The sequence below is a fragment of the Kordia sp. E genome, from assembly GCF_056033805.1.
Window position 1 is genome coordinate 261912 of record NZ_JBRASR010000006.1, and the last position, 13153, is coordinate 275064.

The 13153-nt window shown below is 31.9% G+C and carries 14 protein-coding genes; 9 read left to right on the forward strand and 5 right to left on the reverse strand.

The window, feature by feature from the left end; translation table 11 throughout:
* The first annotated feature begins 19 nt into the window (after positions 1–19).
* From ACUUYC_RS23155 to ACUUYC_RS23165, 3 genes are all read left to right on the forward strand, one after another.
* A complete protein-coding gene (locus ACUUYC_RS23155; protein ID WP_474269816.1) occupies positions 20–343 on the forward strand; it encodes a hypothetical protein in 324 nt (107 codons plus the stop codon).
* Entirely contained in the window at positions 333–845 is a 513-nt protein-coding gene (locus ACUUYC_RS23160) for a hypothetical protein (protein ID WP_474269818.1), read from the forward strand. Before ACUUYC_RS23155 ends, ACUUYC_RS23160 begins: the two co-directional genes overlap by 11 nt.
* Positions 846–1058: 213 nt before the next feature.
* On the forward strand, positions 1059–1649 hold the full coding sequence (locus tag ACUUYC_RS23165; RefSeq protein WP_474269819.1) for an LURP-one-related family protein: 591 nt from the start codon (positions 1059–1061) through the stop codon (positions 1647–1649).
* Positions 1650–1663: 14 nt separating this feature from the next.
* On the opposite strand, the gene ACUUYC_RS23170 is transcribed toward ACUUYC_RS23165, so the two are convergent.
* Entirely contained in the window at positions 1664–2482 is an 819-nt protein-coding gene (locus tag ACUUYC_RS23170) for a hypothetical protein (RefSeq protein WP_474269820.1), read from the reverse strand.
* Between the two features lie 126 nt (positions 2483–2608).
* Here ACUUYC_RS23170 and ACUUYC_RS23175 point away from each other — a divergent pair, with 126 nt between their 5' ends.
* The 4 genes from ACUUYC_RS23175 (at position 2609) to ACUUYC_RS23190 (ending at position 7104) form a co-directional block, all read left to right on the forward strand.
* Entirely contained in the window at positions 2609–4978 is a 2370-nt protein-coding gene (locus ACUUYC_RS23175) for an outer membrane beta-barrel protein (RefSeq protein WP_474269821.1), read from the forward strand.
* 29 nt (positions 4979–5007) lie between these two features.
* Positions 5008–6021: a sensor histidine kinase gene (locus tag ACUUYC_RS23180; protein ID WP_474269823.1), complete on the forward strand. Its 1014-nt coding sequence runs from the start codon at positions 5008–5010 to the stop codon at positions 6019–6021.
* Between the two features lie 10 nt (positions 6022–6031).
* Positions 6032–6796 (forward strand): LytR/AlgR family response regulator transcription factor, encoded by a 765-nt coding sequence (locus tag ACUUYC_RS23185; protein ID WP_474269825.1) that lies wholly within the window; start codon positions 6032–6034, stop codon positions 6794–6796.
* Between the two features lie 134 nt (positions 6797–6930).
* Entirely contained in the window at positions 6931–7104 is a 174-nt protein-coding gene (locus ACUUYC_RS23190) for a hypothetical protein (RefSeq protein ID WP_474269827.1), read from the forward strand.
* A gap of 38 nt (positions 7105–7142) precedes the next feature.
* Here the strand turns inward: ACUUYC_RS23190 and ACUUYC_RS23195 are convergent, their stop codons facing one another.
* From ACUUYC_RS23195 to ACUUYC_RS23210, 4 genes are all read right to left on the reverse strand, one after another.
* Positions 7143–10445: a cytochrome c biogenesis protein gene (locus tag ACUUYC_RS23195; RefSeq protein ID WP_474269829.1), complete on the reverse strand. Its 3303-nt coding sequence runs from the start codon at positions 10443–10445 to the stop codon at positions 7143–7145.
* A gap of 119 nt (positions 10446–10564) precedes the next feature.
* A complete protein-coding gene (locus ACUUYC_RS23200) occupies positions 10565–10954 on the reverse strand; it encodes a group III truncated hemoglobin (protein WP_474269831.1) in 390 nt (129 codons plus the stop codon).
* Positions 10954–11391 (reverse strand): hypothetical protein, encoded by a 438-nt coding sequence (locus tag ACUUYC_RS23205; protein ID WP_474269833.1) that lies wholly within the window; start codon positions 11389–11391, stop codon positions 10954–10956. The genes ACUUYC_RS23200 and ACUUYC_RS23205 overlap by 1 nt, the downstream gene beginning before the upstream one ends.
* 19 nt (positions 11392–11410) lie before the next feature.
* Positions 11411–11695, reverse strand: a complete 285-nt coding sequence (locus tag ACUUYC_RS23210) for a hypothetical protein (RefSeq protein WP_474269834.1) — start codon at positions 11693–11695, stop codon at positions 11411–11413.
* A 179-nt stretch (positions 11696–11874) separates the two neighbouring features.
* Between ACUUYC_RS23210 and ACUUYC_RS23215 the strand changes: the two genes are divergently transcribed.
* Both ACUUYC_RS23215 and ACUUYC_RS23220 read left to right on the forward strand, forming a co-directional pair.
* A complete protein-coding gene (locus ACUUYC_RS23215; protein ID WP_474269835.1) occupies positions 11875–12630 on the forward strand; it encodes a Rossmann-like and DUF2520 domain-containing protein in 756 nt (251 codons plus the stop codon).
* Positions 12620–13150 (forward strand): KdsC family phosphatase, encoded by a 531-nt coding sequence (locus ACUUYC_RS23220; RefSeq protein WP_474269836.1) that lies wholly within the window; start codon positions 12620–12622, stop codon positions 13148–13150. Before ACUUYC_RS23215 ends, ACUUYC_RS23220 begins: the two co-directional genes overlap by 11 nt.
* Positions 13151–13153 lie beyond the last annotated feature (3 nt).

Sequence of the window (13153 nt, forward strand, 5' to 3'; positions counted from 1 at the left end):
TAATTACGAAAATAATATCATGAAAGCCAGATATATAGAAGATTTTAAACATAAGACTAAGTCTGAGCTCGTTTCTATAATTACCAATTCGGCTCAATACAACGGTTATGAATTGGAAGCTGCTCACGAATTACTCAGAAAGAATACAGCAACCTATTCAGAATATCTAGAATTAACAGGTAGAAAAGCTGATGAAAGTTCATCGAATGTATTTTTGACCATTTTAAAATGGATTGGAATTATACTTTTCTTTCCATTATCCTTAGTTGTGGTTGGTTATTACCGAAATAAAAAAGCTAAAAAGGAATACTACGCAAGTAATCGACCGCATAATGAGAGATAAAAATCGTATCCCGAAAATTTTAGAGGAACTCGAAAAAGTTTGGAAAACAAACCCAGATTTTAGATTGGGACAATTACTTATGGTTGCTGTACGACCGAAAGATCCTTGTCCAGATATGTTTTATATTGAAGATGAAAAGTTAATGGAGCAATTGTTACAATATGGAACAAAAACTATGTTAAAACACGAAGTAGATTCATTTTCGAAAAAATATCCAGATGTTTCTAGAATCGACGCTAATGAATTATCTGTAGAACGCATTCTAGATATTATTATCATATTGAAAACCGCAAATAAAAAAATCGTCATTACTCCTATAAATTTAATGCAGTTAAATGGTGCTCCTGTAGGAGATCAAGCATGGATTTTATCACAGAAAAAAAGAGTTAAAAGATTAAAAAAGTTACTAATTGAACTAGAAGAAAAAGGAATTTTGAAAAAACGAAAGTCTAAACAAGATTATTTAGGAATTAAAGAAACGGGATATGATATTGTTGAATAGTGAATATTAATACTGCATATGAATATGAACGTCATGACAAAAGAAATAATTTACTTTTATTTTAAAGGATATTCGTTTAGCTTTAGCAAAATTATACTTTAGTATTCTATTAAAGTTTGATGAGGAAATAGAATTGGAGTGCAGATACCAATTAAGAAACGCGGCAAAACCGAAATGCCTAAGAATCTGGATTTAAATTAAAGCTACTAAAAAATGAGTTCATTTTTTTTTGATACAAACAGTTATTTTATTGACGAAAAAGTTAACTATTTCAAATTTGAAAATACCTACAAAATATTTAATGATAAAGGAAATGAAATAGGTTCTGTGAACCAAAAAGTCTCTACAGGACAAAAGTTCCTTAGATTATTATTAAACAAAAACATGATGCCTTTTAGACTAGAGATAAAAGATTCTGATGGAAAACTACAAGCATCAATTTCTAGAGGTTGGACTTTCTTTATGTCAACAATTACAATTGATGACGCTAGAGGACATACTATTGGTTCAATAAAACAAAAATTTAAATTGTTTAAACCTACTTTTAAAATTCATGATAAGTCAGAAAAGCTAATCGCTGCAATTACTGGAGATTGGAAAGCTTGGAACTTTCAAATAAAAGATGCTCACGATAAACAAATCGGGACAATAAGTAAAAAATGGAATGGCGCAATGAAAGAGATTTTTACTACTGCAGATAAATACAATGTGGATTTAAATTCAGATTTTACAGATACTACAAATAAAGTAGCAATTCTATCTGGTGCAATAACAATTGATATGGTTTTAAAAGAAAATAAGTAAACATCTAAAAACCGCTACATCTGCACATGAATATGATCGTCATGACGCACTGCATGGCAACCATGAAAACGGACTTTAGCACTTGTCAAATTCATCCGTTTTTTTAAATGTGGCTCTATAAATATTTTTTTGATTTTTGAGGAAGCTGTCAATTTCTGAATAAGTATTTTGGTTCTAACTGGATCAAAAGCATACGCATCTTTGTTATACTGTGGCACAATTTTTTCCAGCAAACTATATTGGAAATACCCATTCTCCGCACAATATTCAGGCATGTTCTCCTCTCCTTTTCTTGGCGATTCGCAAACTCCGTAGCCTAACCATGATGGGCTTCCGCTTTTATTTTCTTTTGTTGTAGTATCTGTATAATAAAATGCCAAATCTATTTTTCGTCCGTCGTTATGACTCCAATGTGGTAATAAGGGAAATTTCGCGCCAAGCGGAAAACATGCATCTAAATAATAAGTAATCGTTTTTGGAAATTCTTCTTGCATTTGTGTTGCCGAATTCAACAATACATCATATAAATCTTTATCTACATAATGACGATTCATGATATACGTATACATTCGCAATGGTTTTAAAGCCGAATGTGTAATAGGAAGTGCTTTTCTATTATAAATACTTAAAGCTATTATTGGTAAGATTGTAAATGATAATACGCTATAAATGATTGTAAAAAGTCCAAAGTTGAGCAGTTTTCGTTTCCAACCTAAAGTGTTTATATAACGTTTCAACCATAAATAAATCAAATACGCCAAACCGCCTACTTGTGTTAAGATGGTTAAGAGTAGCACCATTAGAGTATGAAGTAATACGCGGAAAAATTTCATAAAATCAATCTTTTTTAAACAGTAAAATATCCCCAATTCACCTTTTTTTAAACCCAATTCGGCAGAATCTCCTTTTGTATGTATAGATTCTGAAACATATTTGTGTATCAAAAAACACGAACAGTTATGTTAAAAACTTTACTCAACATCATTTTATTGCTTGGAAGCTTTTCCATGTTTGCACAAAGTACCATTTCAGGAAAAGTTATGGACGAAGCAAAAAATCCTTTATCCTTTACAAATGTAGTTTTATATGAAACCGAAAACAACAAAGCTATTAAAGCAGTGACAGTTTCTGATGACGGAACCTATATTTTTAAGAATGTAAAAAACGGAAGCTATACGATTGAAGCTTCTTTATTTGGTTATAAAACTGAAAAATCAATTGTATTAAACATTGAAACTAGTAAAAATGTAACCTTCGATTTTACACTGAAAGAAGATCTACCTGAAAATTTAGGAGAAGTTACTATTATATCAAAAAAACCAGTAATTACGCAAACTGCAGAAAAATTAGTGATCAATCTGGAAAATTCCGAAATGGTAAATTCAAACGTGAGAGACGTTGTGAAAAAAATTCCTGGTGTATTAATTACCAATGGAAACTTGAGCTATGCTGGACAAAGCAATATTCGAATTTTAATTAATGGGAAATCTACCAATTATATGGACATGGCAACGCTATTACGTGAAATGCCCGCAGATAATATTGCTAAGATAGAGTTAGTTCAACAACCTGGTGCAGAGTTTGATGCAGATGGTTCTGGACCACTAATCAATATTATTTTAAAGCGAAATGTAAAACTTGGAACCTACGGAACCGTGAAAACGATGGTAGGTTATGTAGATGATTTTATGTATAGAACAAGCGCTTCTATTGCAAGTTATAAGGATAAAATAAACTGGCAAGCTAGCGCTAGTTATTCTAAATCTTCTTCTCGCGAAGACTTACAACTTATCCGTCAGGTTGGAGATGAAGTATATGACCAAATTTCTCGCTCGCCATATGATCCAAACACATTACGATTGAGCGCTGGATTAGATTATTATATCAGCGATAAACATACTACAGGAATTAGCTTACGACGTACAGGAAGTGATTCTGACCGTATTACTGATAACGTGACTAATATTACAAGCAATGGAACTACAGAAATGTTAGTTACAGATAATAAGTATGATAAAAACTGGGCGTTATATATTGTAAATCCATATTACGAATATGATGATGAAGTAAATAAGTTAACACTTGATTTTAATTATGTAAACTATAATTCTGATAATGAAAATAACTTGTTTCAAGTAGGACAAAGTAATGTTGCGTATGCAAATCAACGCTATTTTCAAGATGCGAAATATAAGATTCAAACCTATAAAGCAGATTACAAAAGAGTTTTAGGCAAAGATTTTACGATGAGTGCTGGATTTAAATATTCGGATGTAGATTCTGATAGTGATTTACAATCGTTGGTTCAGAATTCTAATGGTGATTTTGTAAATAACAGCAATCAAACGAATCGTTTTTTAATTGATGAAAACATCATAGCTGCCTATTCAAAATTTAATTATAGTGTAAATAAATGGTCTTTTTCTGGAGGATTGCGCTGGGAACAAAGTAAAACTACTGGAACTTCACAAAACCTTAATACTTCGCTAGATCGTACGATTTCTAAATTTTTCCCTAGCTTGAGTGTTTCTCGTGAAATCACTGATGAAATTAGTGCTAATATTGCATATAGTTACCGCATACAAAGACCATCATATGAATCATTAAATCCGTTTGTATATTATTACGATCCATTTACATTTGAAGAAGGAAACCCAACTTTAAAGCCTGCATTAACAAATAGTTTACGTTTCAACTTAACATATGAGAATCAACCTTTTTTCAGCGTAGGTTATAGTAAAACAGATGATATATTGTTTCAAATTATTTCTCAAAATGATACAACTTCAGAAACGTCTCGTTCTACCATCAATTTAGCAGAAAACAAAAACTGGAGCTTCAGTCTTTTTGCTCCATTAAGCTTTATAAAAGGTGTTGAAGGTTATACTGGAATTATTGCAAATCATAATAGTTATACTTCTAAAAATTTAACTCCGCAACTTGATACTTCAAAATGGAGCATAACTTGGTTTACAAGTGCTGAATACAAACTTCCTTGGAACATCAACTCAGAAATTTCTGGATATTATACTTCTGGTGGATTGGATGGACAAATTGAATTTGAATGGATTGCAGGAATTGATATCGCATTTAGCAAAAAATTCATGGATGACAAATTGAAAGTAAGTTTAGAATTGGAAGAAATTATTGATCGTAAGTTTTATGGAAGCATCAATTATGATAATGTGAATGCAAATATTATTAGCAATTGGCCAAGAAGAAATGTTTTTCTACAATTAAGTTATAGTTTTGGTAAAAAGTATAACAAATCAAAAAACAGAAAAAACAGTGCTGGTGATGAAGTTGATCGTATTAAAACGAAAAATTAATACTTTTTACAGTACATTTAATCCTTGATATGAATACAAAAATCAACAAATCTGATTACATGTTACTCGTAATTTATTACGGAGTGTCTGTATTGATGACTATATATGAATATGTAAATGAGAAAAATGATTTAATTGAGTATTTTTTAGATATTCCAACTTTCATCATACTAGATATTGGAATGATCCTCATTTTCATGTATTGGTTACTTCCAAACTATATTATTAACAAGAAAAAGTATATACATTTTACCTTTTGGGCAGTAGTAACAATGGTTCTCGCAGGATTTCTTGAACGTGCAATAGGTATATATAGTGGCGGAGCAGATTGGAGTAAACTTCATTTTAATGTACAATGGATATTAAATTTTATTTCAAACACCGCAGAAAGTATTGGTTTGCCATTTGGTTTGCTACTAGCGAAGAAGTATTATGAAAATCAAATTTTGTTTGGATCTATCAAGGAAAAACAAAAAGAGAATGAACTAAAATTACTGCGCTCGCAGATCAGTCCACATTTTTTATTTAATAATTTGAATACACTTGATGCTTTAATTGATAGCGACACTGAGAAAGCGAAAGAATACGTGAATCGACTTTCATTAATTTATCGTTATCTCATTCAAACTAAAGATGCAGAAGTGATGGAGTTGACTGAGGAAATGAACTTTGCAGAAAATTATATGTTTTTAATAAAAACACGTTTTGGGAACGATTACGAATTTGAAATTATTAAGCATAGCACATTGGAAGATAAATTTGTTCCTACGGGCGCTATTCAAACATTACTAGAAAATATAGCCAAACACAATCGGGCTCAACATGGAAAAACCATTAAAGCAACAATTCAAGTTTATGATGAGTGGTTGTCAATTTCAAATACGAAAAGTAATATAAAACCAACTCAAGAATCGCTTGGTACTGGCTTAAAAAATTTAGAATATCGTTATACATTACTGTCTGACAAAAAGCCAATTATCGTAAATGCCGCAGGCAAATTCACTATAAAAATTCCAATTATAAAACTAAGTAACGAGTCATAAATCATCAATTATGCATATATTAATTTTAGAAGACGAAATTCCTGCATACGAAAAGCTTTTAGCGAATTTGAATGTATATTTTGATGAAGAAATTACACACGATTGGGCACGCTCAAACGAAAAAGCTATTGCATTTATTACAGAAAATAAGTATGATGTAATTCTGTCTGATATTCAATTATTGGACGGAATTTCCTTTGATGTATTTAATACCGTAAAAATAGATTGTCCAATTATTTTCTGTTCGGCGCATGATGAATATCTGTTTCAAGCATTTCGCACCAATGGAATTGCGTACATTTTAAAACCGTATACAAAAGATGATGTAAAACAAGCATTACAAAAATTTCAATCATTCTTCAAAACAACTAATTACCAACCAATTCAAAATGAAACAATTGACTTGTTGAAAACAGCTTTAAAGCAAGAGGAAATTCATTATAAGAAACGTTTTGTTATCAAAAAATCAAAAGGAATTCAATTGCTAAATGTTAGTGATATTAGCTTGATAGAAGCTTCTGGTGATTTTTGTATGGCAATTGATAATTCAGGCAAAAAATATCCGATTTCACATAACCTAAGTACCATCTTAGAAATGTTGAGTCCTTTAAAATTCTATCGCATCAATCGGAGTCAAATTGTACATATAGAATACATTGAAAACATTGAAAGTCATTTTAAAAATCGATTGCTCATTCAACTTTCGGGCATTAAAGAAAAAGCCATGACAAGTTCATCTACCACTTCTGACTTTAGAAAATGGTTGGAGCAATGATGTTTTTGAGGTATAAATGTAAAAGAAATTATCTCTTATAAATTCCTGAATACATATATAAACAAACTCAAAAAGGGTGTTTATCCTGCGAATTATGTGATGAATTAGAACTATTTTGTTTCAAAAAACAAATCATGCCAAAGTTTATAGAAATCACCGATCTTGATGATGTAGAATTTCAAGTAAATGTAGATCATATCGTATCATTTGCTGCATATGATTCACATTCCGTAATATCGTTGGTAAATATTGATAAGATTCAAACAACTTTAACAGTAAGTCAAATAAACACGTTAATTACATTCTAATCGAATACAATTAACGTGCTTACTTTTATAAAAAATTGTTACTTTTTGTAGTGAATTTGATAACGCCAATAACTTAATGCTCCATAAAGTAGCCAAAGACCAGTAGCAGTAATTACAAATGGTAAGCCTAAAACGGCATCTCCAGTTGCGTATGAATGTAGTCCGCTTAATACGAAGTTTACTCCAAAATAGGTAAATAGAATTGAACCAAATGCAGAAATTGCCATCCAATTAAAAAACCATCTTCCGCGCAATCCTGGTACTAAACGCATGTGTAATATAAACGCATATACCATAATACTGATTAATGCCCATGTTTCTTTTGGATCCCATCCCCAATAACGTCCCCAACTTTCATTTGCCCACATTCCACCAAGGAAGTTTCCAATAGTTAGCATTACTAAACCAATTGTAATTGCCATTTCATTGATAATGGTAATTTCTTTTAGGTTGAGTTCCATGCGTTTTTTATTCTTCTTAGTTGTAAGTATTATAAGCAAGAGCGAAACAATTCCTAAAATCATTGCTAAGGCAAATGGACCATAACTTGCTACAATTACCGCTACATGTATTAACAACCAATAACTGTCCAATACAGGCTGTAAATTGGCTATGTTTGGATCGAGCCAATTCATGTGTGCACCCCATAAAATCATTGCTACGACAAAGGTTGTAGATGAAATGGTTAAATCTGACTTTCGTCCAAATAACAAACCAAATAACATCGTTGCCCAACCAACATAAATCATAGATTCATACGCGTCACTCCAAGGTGCATGACCCGAAATGTACCAACGTGCTGCCAATCCTAATGTGTGCAATACAAAAAGTAGAATGATTATTACTTTGAAAATCAAAATAGCAGTACGCATTAATTTATTATCCTTAAATATTTGTAGAATAATAAAGATGAACATCAACGAACCGATTAACAAATAATACATCATTAGCTTTTCAAAAACGTTGTATTTGTTATACGTGATTTCTGCGTTAATTTTGTCAATAGAAGGCAATACTTCGCTTCCATATTCTTCTTGTCGCTTGCGAAAACTTTCAAGCATTTTGTCTGCTTCTGTATAATTTTTATTCTTCTGCGAAGCATTTAAAATCAATGTGTATACAGGCATTGCGTTTTTTACATATTTCGCATACGCTGAATCTTTGATACCTTGATCTGGATTATCTAAATAGTTACGTCCAGAAATCCATTTGTTGTTTTCATGATTTGGAATTGGGAATATTTTTAAGATATCACCCGAAACGGCTCTGTTTAGCAATCCTAATTTTAAATCAAAATCTTTAATTGCTTTTTGATACTGATTTGGTGTGTTTGAAGCATATGCATCTTCCAAATATGGCGCTAGCTTGTAACGTCCTTTTTCATCAAAAAAGTCTGTGAGTTTTGCATGATAATCCGTTTTTTCAATTCCAATGATTTTACGTAAACTATCGTGTTTTTGACGTTTTACACTGATAATATTTGCATTGTACCAAAGCTTCGGATATTGAATCATTGATAATAATACCTGATTTGCAGATATACTATCATTGTATGTGTTTGATTTACTTAGTTTACGTAAAAGTTCCTGAGCAAATGTATTGGCAGGTTTCATACGTCCATCATCATCTTGAATAACCAAACGTCCAAACTTCTCAGCATGTTCTTTGGCTACTAAGTTTGTTGCAATGATAGAATCTATTTGTGTGTCTGTGATTTCTTTGGTAACAACTTCATGTTCATGCTCTTCACCTGGCGCATGATTGTGCCCTGCATGATCATCTTTCTGCGCAACTGTTTCTTGTTTGGTTGTTTCTTGTGTTCCTGTTTCAGTATTTTCTTGAGCAATAGCTCCAAAACTAAAGAACAATAACGCAATAATTGTCAATGTCGATTTCTTCTTTTTGATTTTGTCTAATTGCTTTTTCAAATCACCAAAACGTGTATTTTTATCAAACATAATTGCCATCAATGCAAAGTATAATAGGAAGTACCCAAAATAGGTAATATTTGTTCCCCAATAATCATAACTTACAGAAAGAATGGTTCCTTTTTCATCTCTATCAAACTGCGCTTGAAAGAAACGATATCCTTTGTGATCCATTATATGATTCATATAAATATCGTAATCAAAAGGAGAATCATCTACCAACGTTACTCTACTCATAAATGATTTGTAACCACCTTGTCCAACAGTTCCTGGATAACGTTCAGCTATAAAATCATTAAGTTTAATGCTAAATGGAAGCTTTAAACGATCAGCTCCATACGAAAGATGAAATTCCAATCCGCCAATAGTTGTTGTTATCGGTGGATTTAAAGTTCCTTTTCCACCAATTAAGCGAACTTCTTCTGTTTCACCATTGGTAGTCACTTCTAAAATAATCGCATCTGCCTGATCTTTTAGTTTTTCAGGCGTTTCAACAACACCAATTTTTCCTTTTTTCCCTGGGTCTGGAATTACAAATTGTAATCCGCCTAAGTTGTATAACGAACGTAATTGGAATGGTTGTACACTATCTTTGACAACTTTTCCGCCTTGTTGCAATGCCATAATCATGTAATCACCTTCAAATGGACTGTGAATGGTATAACCAGCATCTGTAGATCGAATACTAATCACTGGTTTATTTACATTTACGGTATCTTTTTCGGGCATATTATACGCAACTAAGATGTTGTGAATACTTGCTGTTTTCCCTGATTCTAAAAAGTGATTGTGACGATTTCCGCCACCAGATTCTACAATTTTAAGATATTCAATACCATTTTCATCTTCTAGTATTCCTTCTTCTGCTCCTTGAATATATCCTTTGTATGCTATGGTAAAATCTTGCCCATTGTAATCATTTTTCCATGGAAAACTTCCATTTAACCATGAACCTGGAGCAATTCCTTTATGAGATATTAAGTAATCTCCTTTTAAAATTTTTCGTCTTGGTTCACCATTTATTTCTCCATCTACAAAAGCTGTAATGTATGTTTTTTCGGAAAGAAAAGTATTTTCAGTAGCGCCTTCTCTAATTGGCATTACACCTTCATAACTCACATAACGTGTAATAAATGCTCCTAAGATGATGAATATGAAAGATAAGTGAATTAGTAATGTTGCCCATTTTTCTTTTCGCAACAAGCGATATTTAAAAATGTTTCCAAAGAAGTTTATCATGAAAAACAACATGATCATTTCAAACCACCATGCATTATAAACCCAAATTCTTGCAGTTGTTGTTCCGTGTTCGCTTTCGACAAAAGTTCCTATTCCCATGGCCAAAGCGAATGCAAAAAAGAGGACAGCCATTAATCGTGTAGAAAAGAGAATATTCTTGATGAAATTACCCATTATGTAGCGTTATCGTTTAGATCAAAATTTCAATATGCAAAAATACGGTATTTTACATAATTTAATGTCTATTTAACATTCAAATTCTACTTATTTTGGAATATTATATATGTAATGATTTAGATAGTAGTTCGTGCCTGAAATATCTTGATGTACATAAATGTGCCCATTTTACGGGCTCGGTTTTTAGCCATCGTTGCTTTTTCACCTTCAAAAAGATCTTCTAGCGTTTGCATCCAATGATTTAACCAAACTCCAAAATGAAGTTCTGTAATTGTATTATTTTCAGCAGCATCAACTTCTGCATGCTTTTCCAATGGATTTCCTTTGTACTTGGCGACAAAAAATAAATTGGTTTCCCAAAAATCTGCCAAATGTTCTAAATGATGTGGCCAATCTTTTATTTTAGCATTGAAAATAGGTCCTAACAATTCGTCTTTTCTAATTTTAGCATAAAAAGTAGTTACCAATAAGTGTACATCTGCTCTATTTTGAATGTCATGTTTCATCAGCGATTTGCTTGTTTTTTTATATTGTAAACACTTATCCACAATAATACAACTACTTTTATGATTTCTAGCAATACATAATTGATATGTAAAATTGAATCTTCTACAGGTTGCTGTTGTATAATTTGCAACGCTCTATCATCTAAGAAAGGTAGTAACAAAAAGGTTTGAATTCCTATGATTCCTATTAAAATATGCAATAGATAACTTCTTTTAAAATTACCCGAAGCAAATGTTAGTATCGTAAATATAGTTAGAAGTATCACTTCTACTCTATTGAGCGCAGTAAAAACGATTCTTCCAATACTAACACCAATACGTGTATCTACTAGTTCAGATTGAAATTTTAGTGGCGCTTCCATGAAGCTAATAGCCAAAACCATTCCAACCCAAATTAATGTAATTAGGTATTTATGTACTTTTAAAAAGTTCCACATTCTACAAAAATTGTTTTAGTTAAACTGCATTTATGATAATAAACACAACATTAAACAACAAGCTTAGGATCAACATATTAAATACTAATTCCCCCTTCATTTGTGCTAAAATTGCAGCATTATAAAACATACATAATATTACACATAAAAATAATTGAACTAGTGATGAAATTGTATCCAATCCTGTCATTAAAATATACATTGCCGCAATTGATCCAATACAACTTTGCAATATAATTGTTAACGGGATATACATCGTATACTTATTCTGAAATTCGTTATAATATTTTGTATAGAGTGTCATTTTGTTTTGAGTTTTGTTCTTGACAAATATCTACACTCTTGCAATCTTAAAATATGATATTGGTCATATTTGGTGTTTTTTCAAATAAATAGATTCTCTTTTTATCTATTTCATATGAATCACTAGAAAAGTATATCTGTAAAGTTTTAAAAACCGTAAAGTGTTCCTATTTTAGCAGCATGATAAAAATCGTCATTTTAGGCGCTGGAAATATTGCGCAACATTTATACAATGTCTTTCAAACAATTGAGACACTTACTGTTGTTCAAGTCTATAATAGATCGAAAAAAGCATTGCCATATTTCAAAGATGTAGCAACCACTACAAGTTTAAAAAATCTTGCAGAAGCAGATATTTATATAATCGCAGTTGCTGATGACGCCATTACTTCTATTGCTAATAAATTACCATTTACAGATCGTTTGGTTGCACATACTTCTGGAAGTGTTCCTATGCACGAATTACACAAAAAAAATAGACGCGGTATATTTTATCCATTACAGACGTTTTCCAAAGGTGTACATGTTGATTTTTCAGGTATTCCAATCTGTTTGGAGAGTGGAGAAAAAGCTGATTTTAAAATATTAAAGTCTATTGCTGATGCTATTGGAAGTCCTTCCTATAAGATTAGTTCAGAACAACGTCGTGCATTACATGTTTCGGCGGTTTTTGTGAATAATTTTAGCAATCATTTATACAGAATTGCACATGAAATTTGTGAAACCAACAATGTTCCTTTTGAAATATTGAGTCCACTCATTCAAGAAACAGCAGACAAAATTAATACGCTTACGCCTTATATGGCACAAACTGGACCTGCAAAACGTGGCGATCAGAAAACGATTGACAGTCACTTAGAAAAATTAGATAAAGACATTCACAAAGAAATATATACCTTGCTCACGCAATCAATTGCAAAAACTTATGGAAGATAAAAGCTATAAAGAATATTTAAACCACATTAACACCTTTATTTTTGATGTTGATGGCGTATTGACAGACGGAACAGTTACCGTAACTTCTTCAGGTGAAATGCTGCGTCGTATGAATATAAAAGATGGTTACGCACTTAAATCTGCCGTAGTGAACGGTTATAATGTATGTATTATTTCTGGTGGAACTAATGAAGGTGTTCGTAAGCGTTTACAAGGTTTAGGAATTACAGATATATACTTAGGCGCGCATCAAAAAGTAGAACAATTAGACGAGTATATTGCGAAGAAAAACATAAAACTTGAAAACGTGTTGTACATGGGCGACGATATTCCGGATGTTCCTGTGTTAAAGCGTGTTGGATTGTCAACGTGTCCACAAGATGCAGCATATGAAGTGTTGGAAATTTGCAAGTACATTTCACATGTCGATGGTGGAAAAGGTGCAGCAAGAGATGTAATTCGCCAAGTGATGAAAGTACAAGGAAAGTGGGACGATAATTTTGACGCGAAGTACGATTAAACC